Raw genomic sequence first — 22308 nt, 5'->3', positions numbered from 1 at the left:
CAATAAAAATAAATAAATATAAAAAATTTATTTTATTGATATTCAGAAACTAAAACGTAAAGTACAAAATGGTTTTTCTACTAAAACTACCTTTTTAAAATCCAAGAAGCAGGGTTTAAAGGAACTGTATTTTTGTAAATCGCAAAAATAAGGTTTGTTTTTCCGGAAACTTTGTTGGTAAATATTTTACCAATATTTTGCCCAACCACAATGGCATCTCCTTTTTTTACGTATAATTTGCTTAAATTGTTATAAGAAGATATGTAATTACCATGTCTTATTAACACATTTTTTCTTCCTTCTGGCGAAATTAAAATATTCATAACTTGCCCACTAAAAATGGCTTCTGCATTGTTGCCACTTTTGGTAGTAATATGCAAGCCTGTTCCATTAATTGTAATTCCTGGAAAAGTTGGGTGTGGTTGTCTGCCAAATTTTCGTGTAATTAAACCTTCTTTAACGGGCCATGGTAATTTACCTTTGTTTAGCTCGAATTTTGCTGCCAATGCTTTTGCTTCCGGACTTAATATAAACTCGTTTTTTTTGGAAGATTTGGGTTTATTTTTTACGTTTCTGTTTGCTTTTGCAATTTCATCTCTAATAATTTCATCGATTTTTGCAGCCACTTTTTTTTCTTCAGAAATTTTCTTTCTAAGATCTCTTTTGTACTTACTTTCTTTCTTTTTAATGGTAGAAATTAATTTTTCTTGCCTCTTTCTATCTAATTCTATGATATTTTTTTGCTCTTTTTCTGCAAGTATTAAAGTGTCTTTTATTTGCTTTTGCTTTATTAAAGAATCGTTTAATTTTTCTACCACCTTTGTTTGTGCTACAATGGCTTCTGCTTGCTTTTTTCTAAAAGCAGCATATTGTTTTAAGTATTCTAAACGTTTGTAGGCTTGATAAAAATTTTGTGAAGACAACAAAAACATTGCTCTACTTTGTTGCGATTTGCTTTTGTAAGATTTAAAAATCATATCTCCATAATCTTTTTTTAGATCAGAGAGTTCTTTCTCTAACTTGTCTAATTCTTTTTGGTTTTTTTGAATCTCGTTAGATAATAATTTCGCTTCTAAATTAATTGTATTTATTAATTTTAAGCGAACTTGTATTTTCTGGTTGATATCTTTTAGGTTTTCTAAAGCATTTTTTTCTTTTTTTTGCTCTGTAAATAACAAACTATTTACTTGCTGAATTTCTTTTTTCAGTTTTATACGCTGTTGTTCTAGCTCTTTTTTTGTTTGTCCGAAAATGGAAAGACAACTTAAAAAGAGTGTAAAAAATACGATATGAAGTTTTTCTTTTAGCACTATAATTCTATACGTTTATATCCATTAGGTATCGAAAAAGAAGTGTTAATGGCTGTATTAAATTCTACTGATTTTAAATCGAAATCTATTTGTGTAAACTTCTTTCCGTCTTTTGCTTTTATTTTTATTTCCTTTGGAAAAACAACTTCATCTACCATTGTGTAAGATGGATAAAAAATATCTAAACGTTGTTCTTTTGCAGAGTTTACAATCGATTGGCTATTTAGTTTAAAATGTCCAGGATGAATATCAAAAAAAGCATCGAATAAAATAGATTGTACCTCTGGTTTTAAAATATAAGAATTGTTAACAATTTCTACCAGTTGTTTTTCTTCTTTTATATTTAACATTGCCTGACCTAACAATAAATTTTGAAGCTGATTAAAATTAATTTCTGTACCTAATAATTCTTCTAACATGGCAAAATCGCCATCGAAATATTGCTTTTTTAAAGGAGAATAAAACTGAACAGATGTAGGTGTTATTTTGGCTTTAAAAACAGAAATAAACTTGGTTCCTTTCAACCAAATTACCTTGTCTTTTTCTATTTTCATATACACAGAAATATTCTGATTTATTTTTCCGTTATTAAAATTTGCTTTAAACTTTGCGTCTATAGTTTTTTTATTAAAATTATTAGAGATGTGTTTTCTTGCTATTTTTTTAGCAGCCATTTCTTTGGCCACAACTGCAGTTCCCATAGTATATTTTTTTGTTTTACATGAAGCGAAAACGAATATACAAATAAACATATATTTTAAAATTCTCATATTCCTTTCAACTTTTTATATTTTTCTAGAAACTTTTGCTCGTTTTTTTTATTTCCTAATCCTTTATAAGAAGTAGATAATTCTTTATAAAAATCTGCTTCCATATCATCTTCAATAACAAAATCGATACCATTTTGTAAAGTTTCAACAGCTTTTTTAAAGTTCTTTTTTATATTTAATGCTTTTCCGTTTATTAAATACACAAAAGGCTGTGCAGGAAACAGTGCAATGCCTTGTTTACTAAATTTTAAAAGACGCTCTGGATTGTTTTGGGACTTGTTTAAAATTTCTTCTAAGATTTTATACGACTTATCTGTTTTAAATCTCGATATTAAGTCTTCGATATTGGCCTCTAATTTTTTAACCTTTGGTGCTTCTTCTGCTTTTTTTAAATTCGCTTTTAATCTTTTTAAATTTGCAGAGAGTACTTCTTCTTTTTCTAAAATTTTTAATAAAGAGACAGCACTTTTGCGATCTTTATTTTGAAGATACAAACGCACTAAATATTCTCTTTCTCTAGGATATTGGGCAATTATTTTTTGTTGTGTTTTTATGGCTTTAAGAAAATCTCTTTCTCGAACATGTATTTTTACTAATTGTTTTAGCATCCAAACATTATCTGGTTCTTGGGCCAAAGCTCTATTGATGTATTCTTTTGCTAAAAGTGTATTGTTTAAACGTAAATAATTTTTCGAAAACTCGAAAAAGACGGTTAAATTATTTGGTAAAATTTGGTTACAATTTTCTAAATTCTCTATTGCTTTTTGGTAATTTCCAATAGATTTTTGAGAAAGTGCTTCAAAAAAAGATTGTTGAAAAAGCAACTCTTTTTCTTCTGTTAAATCTTTTGTAGCAGCAATGCTGTCTTGCGAATAGATTTTCGTAGAGAAAAGAATAAAGAACAAAGAAAAGAGAACAAACTTTAAACAAGTAGCTCTCTTTTCTCTATTTTTTATATTCTTACTTCTTGTTTTCACTAAATTAATTCTGTATAATCGCCAATACTTACAGAGGTATATCTACCATTATATTTTGCATGATTTCCAATCATCGCTTTGTTTAAGTTTGCGTTGGAAATAGATACGTTAGATTGTATTAATGAATTCGAAATAATAGAATTTAATACAATACCATTATCGCCAATAGAAACATGAGGGCCTATTTTACTGTCTTTTAAAACAACATTTTTACCAATATAACAAGGTTGTATTATTTCTGAATTCTCTAATATAACGTCTTCGGAAACTAAATTATTACCTGCAGCTGCTTCGAAATTTAATACTTGTTTATTGGTATCTACTGTTGGGTCTTTTTTACCACAATCCATCCAAGCATCTACAGTTCCAGGAACAAATTTTGCGCCATCTTGTTTTAGAGTTTCTAAAACATTGGTTAATTGATATTCGTTATTTTCTCTTAAATCGTTGTCTATTAAATACTGTATTTCTTCTCTTACTCTGTCTCCATCTTTAAAGTAATAAATACCTATAATTGCGAAATTAGAAACAAATTCTTTGGGTTTTTCTACAAAATCTGTAATAAAACCATCTTCTAATTTTACAACTCCAAAGGCACTTGGGTCTTCTACTTTTTTTACCCAAATGGCCCCATCTGCATTGGCATCTAAAGTAAAATTTGCTTTAAATAAAGTATCTGCATACGCCACCACACAAGGGCCAGATAAAGAGTCTTTTGCGCAATATAAGGCATGTGCAGTTCCTAAGGCTTCTTCTTGTACATAAACAGTGCCTTTTGCTCCTAATTCTTTTGCGATGTTTAGTAAATTTTGTTCTGTTTCTGATGGAAATCCTTTTTTAGCGGGGCCAATTATAAACGCAATTTCATCTATTTTTTGATCGATCACAAAAGAAATATCTTCTACCAAACGTTGTACAATTGATTTTCCTGCAATTACGGTTAAAGGTTTTGGTACTGTTAAGGTATGTGGTCTTAAACGAGAACCAATTCCTGCCATTGGAACAATTATTTTCATTTTCTTTTTTTCTATATATTAGGCTTGCAATATACTATTTCTATATAGATACTGAAAGTATAAAACTTTATTATTAAATCTAAAAAAACAACCAAAAACACTGTTTTATACATTACAAATTGGCACAAAAAAACTTTAAAAAGAATTATTAAGAGATTCCATTTTGCAAAAAAGTCGTTAAAAAAACAATTTTTGACTCTTTTTTACTTTTCTAAAAAATCAAGCTATAACTACGCATTTTTGCTTTCATTAATTTTTTACATCCCTGAGCTCAGGGATACACATCCCTGAGCTCAGGGATGTAAAAAATATACGGTGTTCAGGGATTGACAACTTTATATCGTTTTAGTATGTTTGTTAACGGTTTTATAAAAAATTATGACTTTTTAACAGAATACAAGTATATAATACATTATTTACCGAAAATAAATTAATATTAATAACCCCCAATTTAATTCAATTATGAAAAAAAACAACGTCAAAATTATTGTAGGAAGTTTACTTTCTCTTTTATTGCTAGCTTTCTTTATAATTAAAGAAAACGCGAATAATAAAATGGAGCAAATTCTCTCGCAAAGAGAAAAATTAGAAAACTATGTTAAAAATAGTCCGTTTAAAGAAACCCTAACTTGGGACAAAAAGAAGCGAAAATTAAATGGTTTGCCTCCAAATAGGTATTACGAACAAATGTGGGAGCTAACGATAAACCCTGCAACTGGAGAATTAGATGATGGAGAATTAACCCAACTTAGAGCAAGACTTCACAAAAAAAGAGGCAAAAGAAAAAACCCAGGAAATGCAACCAATGCATGGACAGAAAGAGGGCCTAACAATATTGGTGGTAGAACAAGAGTAATTATGTTCGATCCTAACGATGCCACTAATAATACTGTTTATGCTGGAGGAGTTTCTGGTGGTTTGTGGAAAAACACAAACATTTCTAATGCAAACTCTCAATGGAGCAGAGTTACCAATGTTCCTGGAAATTTATCTGTAACTTCTATTACTGTAGATCCTAGAGATTCTGATAGATGGTATGTTGGAACTGGTGAGCAATATACTGCTGGAGATGTTGTTGGAAATGGAGTATATGTAACTGTAAATGGAGGTGACTCATGGACTCCATTAACAATTCCTGCTGCGGGTCCAGATTCTTTTAACTACAATGCGTCGAACCTTTTCTTAAAAGGAATTTATTATGTAAATGATATTTTAGCTTGGGATAATGGAGTTTCTACAGAACTTTTTGTTGCTGTAGGTGCGCATTCTTATGGCGATGCTAAAAGTCCATCTAACTGGTTAGGCTTACAATCTACAGGTATTTATCGTTCTACAAATAACGGTTTAAATTGGAATAGAATAGAATCTGCAAACCTTACTCATACATTTAACAATACAACTTATTATTACATTCCTAACGATTTTGAAGTTGGAGCAGATAATAGAATTTGGATGGGAACAATTGGTTCTGCATTAGGCGAAGGTGGAGGAAGAGTTTACAGCTCTACAAACGGTTCTACTTGGACAGAAGCTGCTACTTCTCCTTTACCAAATTCAAATAGGGTAGAATTAGAAGCTTCTGCAACTAATGCAAACAAATTATATGCTTTAACACAAGGAACTACTGAAGCTGCTCCTGTACATATATACAAAACAACAAGTGCTTTTGATAATATTACTCCAAAAACATTACCAAATGACGCAGACAATGGCATCGCTGCCAACGATTTTTGTAGAGGACAAGCTTTTTACGACTTGGTAATCGAAGCAGATCCTACAAACGACGAAACTGTTTTTGTTGGTGGTATCGATTTATTTAAATCTACCAGTGGAGCAAATTCTTGGGTTCAAATTTCTAAATGGTCTAACAACCCTGGGTTAAACACACTAGACGCTTCTTTAGTTCATGCAGACCAACATTCAATCGCTTTTGGAAATAACGACTCTAGCGAAATGCTTTTTGGAAACGATGGTGGAGTTTATTATTCTGGAAACTCTGGTAATACAATAAACTCAAGAAATAAAAATTATAATGTTACTCAGTTTGTAAAAGCGGCTATTGGTCCTGATGGTGTGGGTGATGAGGTAGGTATTTTTTCTGCTGGATCACAAGACAATGGAACACAAGCTTTTAGAGATGGAAATACTTCTGTGGGTATTAATAGCTCCGAAGAATTAAGTGATGGCGATGGCTTTTATACATTTGTAGATAAAGATGGAGAATATGTAATAGCAACTTTTATAAATAATGTAATTTACAGATTTAATTTACCTTGGAATGGATTAGGAAGAAAAGAAGGAGCTGCAACAAGTTTATCTAATAGCAAAACAACAGGAGATTTTGTAAACCAAATGGGTTATGATAGTGATGCAAATAGGTTATTATCTAACAATACCAGTGTAAATAATAATGTTGCAAATTACTCTATTAGAAGTATAAATGTTGCTGCAAATAGTAGTGGAACAATTACAAATAATTCTTTAACTGCAAAACCTACAGCTTTTAGAGCTTCTCCTTTTGCAAATAATACTTGGTATGTTGGTTTGGCAAATGGACGTTTATTAAAACTAACAGATGTTACAAACTCATCTGCTACTTGGGCTATTATAAACACCCCTTTTGTAGGTGCTATTTCTTCTATAAGATATGGTGAAACTGCGAACGATATTATGGTAACCATCCACAATTATGGAGTAACAAGTGTATGGTATTCTGCAAATGCAGGAAATTCTTGGGTTAGTAAAGAAGGAAACTTACCCAATATACCTGTTAGAGATTTCTTACAAAATCCATTAGCTAGAAACGAAGCTATTTTAGCAACCCAATTAGGTGTTTGGGCAACCACAAACTTTAACAATGCAAACCCAACTTGGACACAGTCTTACAATGGAATGAGTGATGTAAGTGTTACATCTTTCGATTATTGGGCTGTTGGTGGAGACGATACCAATAACAAAATTATTGCTTCTACTTACGGACGAGGAGTTTTTACTGGCAAATTTACTGCAAATGTTGCCGAAGATACACAAGCACCAACACAACCAACCAACTTAACAACTTCGAATGTTACTACAAATTCGGTAAATTTATCTTGGACCGCTTCTACCGATAATACTGCTGTAACTGGTTATGATGTTTACAGAAACGGAACCTTAGTAACAACAGTAACAAGTACTTCTTATACTGCAACCGGTTTAACTGCTGGCACAAACTATAGTTTTTATATTGTTGCAAAAGATGAAGCAGGAAATGTATCTTCTGCGAGTAGTACCCAAAGTATTACTACACTTGCCCCAGATACAACTGCGCCTTCTGCTCCAACATCTTTGGCCTCATCAGGAAAAACAAATACAAGTGTTACTTTAACTTGGAATGCCTCTACAGATAATGTTGCTGTGACCTCTTACGACGTTTTAAGAGGAAACACCGTTGTTGGAAACACAGCAAACACAAACTTTACTGTTTCAGGATTAACAGCAAATACCACTTACTCTTTTACAGTAAGAGCAAAAGATGAAGCTGGAAACGTATCTTCTGCTAGTAATAGCATTACCATTACTACAGACACAGCTCCTGTAAACTATTGTGCCTCACAAAGCTCTAATGTAAACGACGAATATATAAGCAGAGTGCAACTTGGTAGTATCGACAACCCTTCTGGAGCTCAATTTTATTCAGATTTTACAGCAATTTCAACAAGTTTGATAAAAGGAAATACCTACACAGTAACTGTTACCCCAACTTGGACAGGTACAAGTTACAACGAAGGTTATTCTGTTTGGATTGATTTTAATAAAGATGGCGATTTTACAGACGCTGGCGAACAAGTTTTATCGAATGCACCTAGCCAATCTGCAACCGTTTCAGCTTCTTTTACAGTGCCTGTTTCTGCTGTTACAAACACTACAAGAATGCGTGTTTCTATGAGCTATAATGCCATACCAACCTCTTGCCAAAGCTTTACTTATGGAGAAGTTGAAGATTACACTGTAAATATAGGAGCATCTGGCCCAGATACTCAGGCTCCAACAAATCCTTCTGCATTGGTAGGTACAAATATTACAGAAACTACCGTAGATTTATCTTGGACAGCTTCTACAGACAACGTTGCAGTTACAGAATATGACGTGTTTAGAAATGGAACCAAAATTACAACAGTTACAAGCACATCTTATCAAGCAACAGGACTTTCAGAAAATACTTCTTATGTATTTACAGTAAGGGCAAAAGATGCAGCAGGAAATGTTTCGGGAAATAGTAATTCTTTAAACGTTACAACTTTGGCGGCGCCAACCTGTTCTGATGGAATTCAAAATGGAGACGAAACAGGTATCGATTGTGGTGGGGCTTCTTGTAGCCCTTGCCAAAGTGCTAGCGTTGTTCTAAATCAAGGTTTCTTTGAAACAGGTTTAGATGGTTGGATAGATGGCGGATCTGATTGCGCAAGAGTAAACTCTAGCTATTCTTATGAAGGCTCTTATTCTGTAAGAATTAGAGACAATTCTGGCGTAAGTTCTGCAATGACACTTTCAAATGTTAATTTAACACCCTACACTCAAGTATCAATTAACTTCTTCTTCTATGCTTATAGTATGGAAAATGGTGAAGATTTTTGGCTTCGTTACTACAATGGTACTTCTTGGACCACTGTACAAACATACGTAAGTGGTACAGATTTCGAAAACAATACGTATTACGAAGCTACAGTTACTTTAAGTTCTTTAGATTATACGTTTGCTTCTAACGCTGGTTTTAGATTTCAAAACGATGCTAGTGCAAATGCCGATCAAATTTATATAGACCAAGTTACAATTACTGGTTCTACAGGAAATGCTTCCATTGCAAATACATTAGAAAGTTTAAATTCTGTAAACGTTTCTTCTGCAGCTGGAACTTTAGATAATCGTATTGGCGATGTTCTTATATATCCTATTCCTGCAGAAAATATTTTAAATATAAACCCAATTTATAATTTAAATAGTGTTTATAAAATTATAGATTTAACAGGAAAAACAATTTTAAGAGGAAAATTATTTAACAATACCATCGATATTTCGAACTTAAAAACTGGCGTTTATTTCGTTGAACTGTCGGATGAAGAAGAAACATTCCTACAAAAATTCATCAAAAATTAGGCATTTTCAATTTTTTTTTCAATAATAAGAAACCCAGGAATAGCCTGGGTTTCTTACTATCTTTATTTTTCTACCATCCCTGAGCTCAGGGATGCAAAAAATATACGGTGTTCAGGGATTGACAAGTACCTATTTAACGTTTATATTTACAACATCAACATTATAATGTCATTTAATTTTGCATTCCCCCTCTAAGCAGCCCCCTAAATATTAAGTGAAGATGAAAAGAAAAAACCCAAGATTTACCTTGGGTTTTTCTCGTTTAAAACTTTTCTTAAAAAATAATTGAGAGTCAAACTTAACTGAACACCATCGATTTTTCGTTTCTTTGCAAAAAAGAAGATTAATGAACTATTTATCAGTAGAAAATATCTCTAAATCCTATGGAGAACGCGTTTTGTTTGAAGACATTTCTTTTGGAATTAATAAAGACCAAAAAGTGGCTTTTGTTGCAAAAAACGGAAGTGGTAAAACTTCTATTTTAAACATTATCGCGGGTTTAGATGTACCAGACACTGGGCAAATAGTTACTCGTAAAGATATTTCTATTGCTTATTTGGCTCAAAATGACGATTTAGACAAAAATCTAACCATCGAAGAAACCATTTTTGCCACAGAAAACAAAATTCTTTCTATTGTAAACCAATACGAAAAAGCTCTAAAAAACTTAGATGATACAGATGCATATCAAATTGCATTTGAACAAATGGAACAATTTAATGCGTGGGATTTTGAAACACAATACCGTCAAATTTTATCGAAACTAAAATTAGAAGATTTGTCTTTAAAAGTGGGTAAACTTTCTGGGGGGCAAAGAAAACGCCTTAGTTTGGCAATTGTTTTAATAAACAAACCCGATTTATTAATTTTAGATGAACCCACCAATCATTTAGATTTAGAAATGATTGAGTGGTTAGAAGCCTTTTTTGCAAAAGAGAAAATTACCCTATTTATGGTTACACACGACCGTTATTTTTTAGAACGTGTGTGTAACGAAATTTTAGAGTTAGATGAAGGTAAAATCTATAAATACAAAGGAAATTACTCTTATTACCTTCAAAATAAAGAAGAGCGTTTGGCTTTAGAAGCAACCAATTTAAACAAAGCAAAAAGTTTGTTTAAAAAAGAGTTAGAATGGATGCGAAAGCAACCCAAAGCGAGAACTACAAAGTCGAAATCGAGAACAGACGATTTTTATCAAATTAAAGAAAAAGCACACCAACGTAGAAAAGACCACCAAGTTCAACTAGAAATACATATGGAACGTTTGGGAAGTAAAATTCTAGAACTTCATAAAGTGTGTAAATCTTTTGGAGATAAAAAGATTTTAAATGGTTTCGATTACGTTTTTAAACGTGGAGAAAGAGTGGGTATTATTGGCAAAAATGGCACAGGTAAATCGTCTTTTTTAAATATTATTACAGAAAAAGCACCTTTAGATAGTGGTAAAGTGGTTTTAGGCGAAACTGTAAAATTCGGTTATTATACACAAGCTGGTATCGAAATTAAAGAAGGTCAAAAAGTTATCGAAGTAATAAAAGAATTCGGAGAATTTATACCACTCTCTAAAGGAAGAAAAATTTCTGCATCGCAATTATTAGAACGTTTTTTGTTTGATAAGAAGAAACAATACGATTTTGTTGAAAAACTTTCTGGAGGCGAGCAAAAACGGTTGTATTTATGTGCGGTTTTAATTCAGAATCCGAATTTTTTAATTTTAGATGAACCAACAAACGATTTAGATGTTGTTACCTTAAATGTTTTAGAAAATTTTTTACTAGATTTCCCAGGAAACTTATTAGTGGTTTCTCACGACCGATATTTTATGGATAAAATTGTAGATGCCCTTTTTGTTTTTAGAGGTAATGGTGTGGTCGAGAATTTCCCTGGAAATTATTCCGATTTTAGAGCGTATGACAGTTCTAATAATAACGAGAGTGTAAAAGAAACAGCTAAAAAACCTGTTGAAAATAAGGTAGAAAAAAAAGCAAAAAAATCGGGTTTAAGTTTTAATGAAAAAAGAGAGTTTGGTGCTTTAGAAGTAGAGATTGAAAGGCTTCAAAAAAGGAAAATAATCATCGAGAATCAGTTTTTAAATGTAGAGATCGAACCCGATACTATTGCTAAAAAATCTGAAGAATTACAAGAAATTATAAATCTTTTAGACCAAAAAGAAGAACGCTGGTTAGAGCTTTCTATGTTGTTGGAAGATTAGATTAGGTTTTTATTCCACAGAGATTTACGAAGAAAACACAAAAAACCGCAGAGGTTTAAAAAAATAAAGAGACACAAATTTCTCATATTTTCACGGATAGTTGCGCTGAGGTTCACGGAGAAATTTCGGAAATTATTATCCATTAGAAAAATAAAGCATAACCTTCGTTACAGTTTCTTCTAATAATAAAAGAAAAACGGAAAAAGATAAATTAAAAAATTCGACTTATGCTTAATCAAAAAGAATAAAATGGCATTATATAAGCGCAGTATCAGAATTAAAAAGAAAATTATTCAAAAAAGCCAACTTACACTTCCAAAAATAAAACTCTAAAAACGTCTTTTTACAGGGCCTGTAAGGTCGTCTATATCTTCTTTTACAGAGCTAATTTCTTTATTAATGTCTTTTGTGATACTTTTAGTATCGACACCAACATTTTCTGAGCTGTCTTTTATTTCTTGCTTAATATCGTTTGTTGCATCTTTAATTTGACGCATTCCTTTCCCTAATCCTCTAGCGATTTCAGGAATTTTATCTGCACCAAAAACCATTACTACGATTAACATAATAACCACAATTTCTGGACCACTTATAAAAAGTACAATCGTATTCATACAACAAAGATACTGAGTTATTTTAATAAATTGAATAAACAAACTATGGTTTAGGTATCTTTTTTGAAAAAAAAAGTTAAAATTTTGTATTGTACTTTCTCAATTTTACTATTTGTAAATTTTTTGTTAATTATTTTTTACAAAACAAAAGCCTTATTTTAAAGCATTTTAGCACTTTTCTTCTAATTAACATAACATTGTTAACCTTAAACTAACATTTTATTTCTGTTTTCATAAAACTTTCTTAATATTTAAATATTTACAAATAGTAAAACTAACTGTTTATTTGTGGAGTAAAATTTAATAATTGTAAATAATCATACAAATGAATAATTTGAAACTATTAATAAGTACGTTTTTTGTTTTGTTAGCAACGAGCAGTGCATTTTCACAAAAAGCAACCATAACTGGTACTGTAAGTGATGGAAACTATCCATTACCAGGAGCAAGTGTTATGATTCGCAATACAAATAAAGGTGTAAATACAGATTTCGATGGAAAGTTTGTATTAACAAATGTCGAAGCAGGTAAATTAAGTGTCGTAATTTCATATATAGGTTTTAAAAAGAAAGAAATTTCTGTAACAGTTGTAGAAAACAACAGTGTTAATTTAGGTCTAATTGTCCTAGAAGCTTCATCCGAAGAATTAAATGAAATTGTAATTAGCGGATCTACAAGAAGAAATAGCGAAGCAAGAGCATTAAATATTCAAAAAAAATCGATGAGTATTATGAATGTAATTGCGGCAGACGGAATAGGAAAATTACCAGACAGAAATGCAGCAGAAACCGTACAACGTATCCAAGGGTTATCTATAGAAAGAGACCAAGGAGAAGGGCGTTTTGTGTCTGTAAGAGGGTTGCCACCATTTTGGGCATCTACCACAATAAACGGAAACAGAATTCCTACTGCAGAAGAAGAAACCACTTCACGTGCAACTGCATTCGACTTTTTTCCATCAGAATTAATTTCTTATGTGCAAGCGGCTAAAGCATATACACCAGATATGGAGGCTGATGGAATTGGAGGAGGCGTAAACTTTATTACACAAACGGCACCAGCAAAAAAAGTACTAAGTGTAAATGTTGGTGGAGGTTACAACGTAAAATCTGCAAAACCAATCTACGACGCTTCTTTAACAATTGGAAATAAAAGTAAAGACGGAAAATTCGGTTACATTTTAAACGCTTCTTACTGGAATAGAGGTTGGGGAACAGACAATTTCGAAGCAAGAAGAAAAGGAGACGAAGGTGTTTTTAGAATGGAGTTAAGAGATTACAATGGAGAAAGAATTACCAAAGGTATTAATGGAGCGATGGAATACAATTTTACGCCAGCTACCAAAATGTATTTTAGAGGAATGTATGGTACCTTGTCAGATACAGAAAAACACTACAAACACAGGGTTCGTTTCGATAAATTTGATGCAAATACAAGCACAACAAGAGTAGAACTTCAAAACATACATAACGAGTTAGTTACAGAAATGTTTGGTGGCGAAATTGGTGGAAAACACAATTTTAGTAACGGAAAACTAGATTGGAGCATTGCTTCGTACTCAAATGAGTTTAAGTATGGAAACATTCCAACAGCAGAAGACAAAAGTTACTTTTTAATAAAATACAACCAAGATGGTGTTGGTATAAAGTCAGATTATTTACAAAATAGACCAACAAACACAGGTGGAGCAGGAGACCATAGAGCGTACTGGAAAGCAGATGGAGGAAAATTAGATTATAACGATGTCGATGCATTATTTGGCTTTTATAGCGATCCATCATTTAAAATGGATGCCACTAAAATGCAATTTTCTGATTTAGAATTGTATAAAATTTCAATTAAAGAAAGAGACAATATTGTAGCATCATTAAATTACGAATTAGATGTAAACGATACCTTTAAGATTAAAGTTGGTACAAAATACAGAGACAAAGATAGGCGAGCAACTTTCGAAGATTTATTTTATGGTTGGTCTGGAGCAGGTGCAGCACCATTTTTATCTAACGAAGCGAACTTTATTACAGAACAACCTGGAAGAGCAGATTATTTAAAAGAATTAGGAGCCAATATTCAATCGACTTTTGGCCCTGTTTTATCTACAGACGGAATGACCAATTTCTGGAATAAAAATAGAGCGAACTTAACTGTTTTACCAGACGACTCTGCAGCATTACAATTTAATAGTGGTTTAGGACGTAATTTTAATGTAGATGAAACCCATTTGTCTTTCTACGGAATGGGAACTTTAAAAGCGTCTGAACAATGGACCATTTTAGGAGGCTTAAGAGCCACTAAAACCAATACAAAAGTAGATGGTTATCTCGTTGAAAACAGCACGCTTAAAAAAGCAGAAAACACTAAAAACTACTGGGCAATTTTACCAATGCTGCATATTAAATATTCGCCTTTACAAGATATGAATATTCGTTTTGCAGCGACCAGAAGTTTTTCGAGACCTAATTTTGGAGACATTTCTCCTTCTGGAACGTACATTTCTTTCGACAACGAATTTAAAGGAGGCAACCCAAACCTAAACCCAACATATTCTTGGAATTTAGATTTGTTAGGAGAGTATTACTTCGAAAATGTAGGAGTTATAAATGCAGGTGTTTTTTACAAATCAATTACAGACCCTGTGTTTAACGATACTTATCAAGGTACTTATAATGGTATTTCTGGTGTAGAATTTAGCACACCTGTAAACGGAGCAAAATCTTGGATTGGCGGAATCGAACTAGGTATAAACAAGCGTTTCGACTTCTTACCAGGTTTCTGGAAATATTTTGGAACACAAGTTAATGCCACATTAATGGATTCTGAAATGACAAAACCAAGTGGACGAAAAGTTGCGGTTGCTTACCAAGCAAACTCCCTATTTAATGCACAGTTATTTTACGAAAAAGACGGCTTTAACACGAGGTTGGCATTTAACCATAAAGGAAAATATGCAATTGCTTACGGAGAAAGAGATTTAGACGATGTGTATTATGGAAAATACAACACGTTAGATTTTTCTGCATCGTATCAAATAGGAAAAAAATGGACCCTCTTTACAGATGTAAATAACATTTTAAACAACCCTTTAATTTATCATTATGGGCAATCAGAAGATCGTCCAAAACAAGTAGAGTTCTATGGAATTAAAGGAAATATCGGAATAAAATATAGCCTATAGTAGCGTACAATTTGTTAAATGTTAGCAATGCTCTTAATGGTATGTTAAGAGTTTGCTTTCCTTTTATTTACATTACAAAAACAACATGAATATAAGGTTTTTAATACAAGCATCTTTGGCCGCATTTGGTACATATTTTTGTATGTATGCGTTTAGAAAACCGTTTACAGTGGCTACTTTTCAAGACCTTGCTTTTTGGGGTATTAACTATAAAATATTGCTAATTATCGCTCAAGTAATTGGATATACACTCTCTAAATTTATTGGAATAAAAGTAATTGCAGAGATGAAATCGAACAAAAGAATATTCTTTTTAATCGGTTTTATTCTTTTTGCAGAACTCGCGCTGTTGGGCTTTGCAATAGTTCCTGCCCCTTATAATATTTTGTTTTTATTTTTAAATGGTTTGCCTTTAGGAATGATTTGGGGCATTGTTTTTTCGTATCTCGAAGGCAGAAAAGCTTCTGAATTGTTAGGCGTAATACTTTCTTCTAGTTTTATTGTTTCGTCTGGAGCCGTAAAATCTATCGGAAAAATAGTGTTAGACGATTTTAATATCAACCAGTTTTGGATGCCTTTTGTTACAGGCGCAATTTTTATGCTTCCGTTAGTATTTTTTGCATGGTTGTTAGAGAAAATTCCTGCGCCTTCTATAGAAGACAAAATCTTAAAAAAAGAACGAAAAACGCTTAATTCAAAAGAACGAAAGGCACTTTTTAAAAAATTTGCAGCCCCTTTAACTTGCATTGTTGTTTTTTATATGATATTAACCTCTATAAGAGATTTTAGAGACAATTTTGCCAGAGAAATTTGGGATGCTCTTGGGTATAAAGATGCTTCAATTTATAGTATTTCAGAAATACCAATTGCAATTTCGGTTTTGGTTATTTTGGGAATTATTGGTAGCTTCACAAAAAATTACAAAGCATTTTTATATTATCATTATGTATTAATAGTGGGATGTTTATCGATATTAATTAGCACTTATTTTTATCAAATTGAAATAATTTCTGCATTAACTTGGATGATTATTTCTGGATTTGGACTCTACAGTTGTTACGTTCCATTCAATGGAATTTTCTTCGATAGAATGATTGCTACCTACAAAATTAATGGAAACGTAGGCTTCTTAATTTACATTGCAGATGCTTTTGGATACTTAGGAAGCATTTTAATATTACTTTATAAAAATTTCGGACAAAAAAATATTTCTTGGCTAACTTTCTTTACCAATACTTTATACTTTTTAGCAATTATTGGTTTGGTAATTTCTATTTATTGCTATTCTTTTTTCCGAAAAAAATACCACAAAAAAACACAAACAAATTTTTTAATTTATGAACAATAAATACGATTTAATAATTGTTGGTGGCGGAATACTTGGAACGTTTTATGCGTTCCACGCCTTAAAAAAAGGACTTTCTGTTGCAATTTTAGAAAAAAACAGCCAGCCGCAAGGAGCAACTGTTCGAAATTTCGGACAAGTAGTGCCCTCTGGAATGAATCAAAAATGGCAAAATTACGGACGAAGAAGTTTAGAGATTTACAAATTCATACAGCAAGAATTCGATATTTCTATCAGACAAAATGGTACGGTTTATATTGCTTCAAATGATGAAGAAATTCAGCTCATAGAAGAACTTTATCAAATTAATAAAAACAATAATTACACCTCTACAATACTTACAAAACAGCAGTGTTTAGAGAAATTCGAAGGCTTAAAAAGCAGTTATTGTAAAGCCGGTTTATTTTTTCCAGAAGAGGTAACTGTAGAACCACTAAAAATGATTTATGCCTTGCATTCTTTTATGATTAAAACCTTAAAAGCAAGCATTTTTTATAATACAACCGTAATCAATGTCGAAGAACAAAATGGAGCAACTGTGGCAATTACTTCCGAAGGAAAAAAATACAGCGCTACAAAAACCATTATTTGTAACGGAAACGATTTTAAAGTACTATTTCCAACAATTTACAATCAAAGCGATTTAATTGTATCTAAACTACAAATGATGCAAACAAAACCGCAAAAAAACTACAAATTAAAGGGCTCTATTTTAACAGGTTTAACCATTCGTAGGTACGAAGCTTTTGAAGAATGTGCTTCTTGGAAAACGATTAAAGCAAACGAAAATTTAGAAAGTTTCGAGAAAAAATATGGCATACATATTCTTTTTAAACAAGCCACAGATGGTTCTGTAATTTTAGGTGATTCTCACGAGTATGCCACTGCAAAAGAAATAGACAATTTAGGGTTCGATTTAAATATGAATATTGATAATTTTATGATAAAAGAAGCCCAAAAAATTATCGATTTGCCAACATACGAAATTCAGCAACGTTGGGCAGGTTTTTATTCGCAATGTAAAAATAGCGATATTTTTGAGCATTCAGTAAGTAAAAACATACACATTGTTACAGGAATTGGCGGAAAAGGAATGACAGCAAGTGCTGGTTTTTCTGAAGAAAATTTACAAAAAATACTTTAAAAACAAATACCAATGAAACATACAAAAATGGTGGTTTTAGATATGGCAGGAACCACAATAAACGAGAAAAATGTTGTTTATAAAACCTTACACAAAGCCATTAAAAATGCAGGTGTTGCTGTTACTTTAAATACGGTTTTAGCATATGGTGCTGGTAAAGAAAAACACCAAGCAATTAAAGATGTTTTGGCACATTTAAACGAAGCAAATAAAAGTTCTTCTGCAATATTCGAAGACTTTAAAATTTTGTTAGACGAAGCTTATAAAACCCTAGAAGTAAGCCCAATTAACGGCGTAGAAAAAACGATTTTAAACTTAAGAGAAAAAGGAATTATTGTTGTTTTAAATACGGGTTATAATCGAAAAGTAGCCACAGGTTTATTAGAAAAAATGCAATGGAAAAAAGGGCAACATTTCGATGCTTTAATTACGGCAGACGATGTCGAAAAAGGACGCCCAAACCCAGATATGATTTTAAAAGCAATGCAACTTTTTAATATTGATGATCCAGCAACTGTTTTAAAAGCAGGCGATTCTGCAATTGATATTGAAGAAGGTAAAAATGCAAAATGCGGAATTACAGTCGGTGTTTTATCAGGAGCACAAACCAAAGAACAATTGGAAAAAGAACATCCGACATATATTTTAGATTCTTTGGCTACTTTAGAAACCGTTTTATAAAAATGTCTGTAAATCAAGGAGAAAATAGTAAAGATTTAAAAATTGAAGGGTTGCAATCTTCTTTTTCTAAAAATTTAATAGAAAGAGATGCAAAGAGTTTTTATCATCAATCGTTGTCTTCACCTGTTTTTAATACAATTTCTAAGGCAGAAGGAGCTTATTTATACGATGGAGATGGAAAAAAATATTTAGATTTTCATGGAAATGGCGTGCATACAGTTGGGTATAACAACCCAAAAGTTATAGAAGCTATTTCGAATCAAATAATAAATAAACTTTCTTTTTCTCCAAGAAGATTTACCAACGAACCTGCAGTAGCATTGGCAGAAAAGTTAGTTGCTATTTCTCCGAAAGAATTTACAAGAGTATTGTTTTGTCCTGGAGGTTCCGAAGCGATAGAAATGGCAGTAATGTTGGCAAAACATCATACAAAAAAATGGAAAACATTGTCGTATTATGGCACGTTTCATGGAGCAGGTTTTCAAGCAATTTCCATTGGTGCAGATGCACATTTTAAAGAAGGTTTGGGACCAGTAATGCCTGGCGCAATACACTTAGAATTGCCAGATTATTATAGAAATCCTTGGGGTTTTAAAGAAACGAAGAAAATCGACGACGAATACCTAAGGCAATTAAAAATTCAGATTACAAATAATAGCGAAATTGCAGCCTTAATTTCGGAACCTATTTTTTACAATTCTACAGTACCTAGCAAATATTATTGGCAACAAGTAAAAGAATTGTGCACAAAAAACAATATTCTTTTAATTTTTGATGAAATTTATACAGCATTTGGTCGAACAGGAAAAATGTTTGCATCCGAACATTTTGTAACCCCCGATATTTTAGTAATTGGCAAGGGTTTTGGAGGTGGAATTGTACCTTTTGCGGGCATTTTAGGCACAGAAGCGTTAAATAATATCAACCATAAATCCATTGGGCATTATACACACGAAAAAAATCCTTTATGTTCGGCTGTTTCAAAAGCGGTAATAGATTTTGTTATCGACGAAAATTTATTGAAAAAAACAGCCGAATTAGGTGCTTATTTTAAGAGTGAACTGCAAAAACTACAAGAACAATTTACTTGTGTTGGAAACGTAACTGGCTTAGGCCTTAATTTAGCCGTAGATATTGTAAAAAACAAAGTAACAAAAGAAAGAGACTTTAAAAAAGCACACGAATTAATGAATTTTTGCTTAAAAAACGGAATTTCATTCAAATTAATTCAGGGTAATATTCTAAACCTAAAACCCAGTTTAATCATCACAAAAGACGAGGTAGAATTTTTCTTAAAAACACTAAAAAAAGGATTGCTTTCTCTGTAAATTTTATTGATTTTCGGAATAAAAATACAGTACTAACATGGTACAAGACTCTGTGTTATTATTTACAGGAACGTGAGGCAATCTTCCATTAAAATAAAGAGAATCTCCTTCGTTTACGGTTACTTCTTCGTTATTTATAAGATAAGTGCAACTTCCGTTTAAAATATATTTGAATTCCCAAGCATCTGTAGTAACTTTTACTCTATAAGAATTTGGCGAAATGGTTAATATTACAGCTTCAAAACCAATAGTATTTAGGCTTTTTCCAAAAATGTGATAATAGGTAAAACCTTGTGCCTCTATCTCTTTTTCTAAAAACTGTTGCTCGTTTTTTTTGATTAAAATATAGGTGGCCCCAGCTTTGTTTTCTACACCTTCGAAAAACGTACTTGCATCGATTTCTAAGGCACTAATTAACTCTAACAAAACAGGAAGCGAAGGAATGGTTCTTCCGTTTTCGATTCTAGAAATAAGTCCGTTACTAACCCCAGCAGCACTTGCCAATGTGCTAATGGTAATTTTTTGCTTATTTCTTATAGATTTAATTCGTTTTCCAATACCAATTAAAAAATTGTTCATGTTGTTTTGTTTACTGCTTACGAATTTAAAATAATTCCTTTAAAAAAGAGTTGTTTTGTGGCGAATATCTATTTAAAAGCATTCAATTTTATAAAAGCGACAATTGGTATTAAAATATCTTCACAAACCCGATACAATTTTTCACTTTAAAACAAAAATCGGCCTTTTTACAATTTTTAATGTTTTTAAAACCATTTTTTGATTATAATTTATGCTGAAAAAACGATTTTATAAACAACTCGTAATCAGATAATTAAAAACTTGCTATCCCTGAGCTCAGGGATAAGCCTCCCTGAATTCAGGGAGGCAAAAAATATACGGTCTTCAGGGATTGACAAGTACTTTTTTATGGTTTATATTTATACCATAATTCATTGTAGAAACAATAAAGTATTAACTACCCTCTAAATTTAAAGCTTAAAGATTCCCTAAAATATTTCGCTTTTAATATACATGTAAATATTAATTTTTAAATTTAACCCATATGAAAAACAGAAAAATCAACTTTAACAAACTCGGAATTCTTCTGTTAGGATTTTCTATCTTTCTTTTCAACTGTGAAAAAGAAGAACTCATAATAACGGAAGAAGTATTAGAAACCGTTTCTGTAAATGAAGCTTTGAATCTCTTCAAACAAAATAAATCCTTATCCAAAAAATCTAATACTACTACTTTTTTAACTCCTCATCTTGAAAAAATTGTTCAAGAGAAAATGGAAAACACGAATAAATTATTAACTATAATACCTGCAACCACAATTTATAGTGAGCATTATAGTAGAATTCTTTTATTAAAAATTAATGGAGAAATTAAATCTGTCGTTTTTAGTATGTACAGTAATAAAAATTCTACTACTCAATATTTTTCAGGAGAAATAGTCATTACAGATTTAATAGGAAATTTTTTAAATGGTTATAGAGCAAAAAATGGAAAACTAATTACACAGTTTAAAAAGAAAGTAAATATTAATAAAGCTTTAGTTTTTCCGATATTTAATTCTTTTCAATCTTCTGGCTACTGCCCTGACCATGGTAATTGTACTGACAATTCTTTATGTAATATTTGTTTACAACAATTAGATGAAGTTGTTGTTACAAGTAACATATCTACTAATACAGGCATACCAATTACAACTATTTATATAAATGGAAGTCCAGATTTTAGTGATGAACAAGAAACTATTTCTTGGATTGCCAATGATGATATTTCTGGTAGTCCAAACCCAACAGTTAATTGTACTGGTGGTAAAATTTATAATAAAACTACTCAAGAGTGTGAATGTCCTGAAGGACTCGTTGAAGGTGCTAATGGAAATTGTGTAAATACACCAACTCCATGTGAAACAGCATTATTGTCTAGAGATGTATATAATACAACAAATGGTCAGCAAGAATTAGGACAGGAACCAATACCTATAAAGCTTAGTGGTGGATGGGAGTTAAATAACACTTTAGATACTTCTTCATTGAATTTAACTGATCCTAGTTCTGGTTTTAACTCAGCTGTGTATCAGAAATTAGTTAACGGTGTTTACCAATATATGTATGTTACTGAAGGTACAGATCCTATTTCAATTATAGATTGGTATAACAATATAAGCCAAATTTCTGGAAACTCTAAACAATATGAAATTTCGGTACAAAACGCTACAAAATTAAATAATTTAGTTGGTAATAGACAATTGTATTTTACAGGTCATTCTTTAGGTGGTGGTTTAGCGAGTGCTAATTCACTTGCTACTGGAAGAACAGCATATACATACAATGCAGCAGGGTTAAGTTACGAAACTCGTCTTACATACAATAGAGGGCATAATTCTGAAATTCATGCTACTGTAGTGAAAGGTGAAATAGTTGATAAGATTCAAAGTCAATTTGGTATTAAAGCTGAAGATTCTAACACTATAAATTATATTGAAGAAGAAAGTACTTATTGGCAAGATTTTTTAATAAACGTTCACCAGCTCTAAATACTTATAAAGCTGCAAGATTACATATGATTGGGACTGTAATAGATAT

Annotated in this window: 14 protein-coding genes; 8 read left to right on the top strand and 6 right to left on the bottom strand. The window is 31.7% G+C overall.

Translation table 11 applies throughout. The features are described from left to right. Positions 1-86: 86 nt before the first annotated feature. From JL193_RS09040 to JL193_RS09025, 4 genes are read right to left on the bottom strand one after another with little or no spacing between them, the layout of a single operon-like run. Positions 87-1310: a murein hydrolase activator EnvC family protein gene (locus tag JL193_RS09040; RefSeq protein ID WP_207970500.1), complete on the bottom strand. Its 1224-nt coding sequence runs from the start codon at positions 1308-1310 to the stop codon at positions 87-89. Continuing rightward, positions 1310-2062, bottom strand: coding sequence for a lipoprotein insertase outer membrane protein LolB1 (lolB1, locus tag JL193_RS09035; RefSeq protein ID WP_496559627.1), 753 nt, complete (start codon positions 2060-2062; stop codon positions 1310-1312). Before lolB1 ends, JL193_RS09040 begins: the two co-directional genes overlap by 1 nt. 14 nt (positions 2063-2076) lie before the next feature. Beyond that, entirely contained in the window at positions 2077-3057 is a 981-nt protein-coding gene (locus tag JL193_RS09030) for a tetratricopeptide repeat protein (RefSeq protein WP_207970498.1), read from the bottom strand. Then, on the bottom strand, positions 3057-4073 hold the full coding sequence (locus JL193_RS09025; protein ID WP_207970497.1) for a sugar phosphate nucleotidyltransferase: 1017 nt from the start codon (positions 4071-4073) through the stop codon (positions 3057-3059). The genes JL193_RS09030 and JL193_RS09025 overlap by 1 nt, the downstream gene beginning before the upstream one ends. 462 nt (positions 4074-4535) lie before the next feature. Between JL193_RS09025 and JL193_RS09020 the strand changes: the two genes are divergently transcribed. Next, positions 4536-9209: a fibronectin type III domain-containing protein gene (locus tag JL193_RS09020; RefSeq protein WP_207970496.1), complete on the top strand. Its 4674-nt coding sequence runs from the start codon at positions 4536-4538 to the stop codon at positions 9207-9209. Positions 9210-9555: 346 nt separating this feature from the next. Next, entirely contained in the window at positions 9556-11424 is a 1869-nt protein-coding gene (locus JL193_RS09015) for an ABC-F family ATP-binding cassette domain-containing protein (protein ID WP_207970495.1), read from the top strand. 329 nt (positions 11425-11753) lie between these two features. Here JL193_RS09015 and JL193_RS09010 read toward each other — a convergent pair whose 3' ends face one another. Then, complete coding sequence (locus JL193_RS09010) at positions 11754-12038, bottom strand: Sec-independent protein translocase subunit TatA/TatB (RefSeq protein ID WP_207970494.1); 285 nt, start codon at positions 12036-12038, stop codon at positions 11754-11756. 325 nt (positions 12039-12363) lie between these two features. Between JL193_RS09010 and JL193_RS09005 the strand changes: the two genes are divergently transcribed. From JL193_RS09005 to pbfA, 5 genes are all read left to right on the top strand, one after another. After that, positions 12364-15213, top strand: a complete 2850-nt coding sequence (locus tag JL193_RS09005; RefSeq protein ID WP_207970493.1) for a TonB-dependent receptor — start codon at positions 12364-12366, stop codon at positions 15211-15213. A gap of 85 nt (positions 15214-15298) precedes the next feature. Next, entirely contained in the window at positions 15299-16561 is a 1263-nt protein-coding gene (locus tag JL193_RS09000) for a DUF5690 family protein (RefSeq protein ID WP_207970492.1), read from the top strand. Beyond that, entirely contained in the window at positions 16551-17702 is a 1152-nt protein-coding gene (locus JL193_RS08995) for a TIGR03364 family FAD-dependent oxidoreductase (RefSeq protein WP_207970491.1), read from the top strand. Before JL193_RS09000 ends, JL193_RS08995 begins: the two co-directional genes overlap by 11 nt. Before the next feature lie 12 nt (positions 17703-17714). Next, positions 17715-18383, top strand: coding sequence for a phosphonatase-like hydrolase (locus tag JL193_RS08990; protein ID WP_207970490.1), 669 nt, complete (start codon positions 17715-17717; stop codon positions 18381-18383). A 2-nt stretch (positions 18384-18385) separates the two neighbouring features. Further along, on the top strand, positions 18386-19711 hold the full coding sequence (gene pbfA / locus JL193_RS08985; protein WP_207970489.1) for a (R)-1-hydroxy-2-aminoethylphosphonate ammonia-lyase: 1326 nt from the start codon (positions 18386-18388) through the stop codon (positions 19709-19711). 3 nt (positions 19712-19714) lie between these two features. Here pbfA and JL193_RS08980 read toward each other — a convergent pair whose 3' ends face one another. After that, on the bottom strand, positions 19715-20290 hold the full coding sequence (locus JL193_RS08980) for a helix-turn-helix domain-containing protein (protein ID WP_207970488.1): 576 nt from the start codon (positions 20288-20290) through the stop codon (positions 19715-19717). A 484-nt stretch (positions 20291-20774) separates the two neighbouring features. Here JL193_RS08980 and JL193_RS08975 point away from each other — a divergent pair, with 484 nt between their 5' ends. Further along, positions 20775-22259 carry a Tle-like phospholipase domain-containing protein gene (locus tag JL193_RS08975; RefSeq protein WP_207970487.1) on the top strand — a complete coding sequence of 495 codons (1485 nt, stop codon included), beginning with the start codon at positions 20775-20777 and terminating at the stop codon, positions 22257-22259. Positions 22260-22308: the final 49 nt, after the last annotated feature.

Origin of the sequence: Polaribacter batillariae, assembly GCF_017498485.1 — a bacterium.
In the GTDB taxonomy this organism is placed as follows: Bacteria; Bacteroidota; Bacteroidia; order Flavobacteriales; family Flavobacteriaceae; genus Polaribacter; species Polaribacter batillariae.
This window is presented reverse-complemented; position numbering and strand designations above follow the sequence as displayed.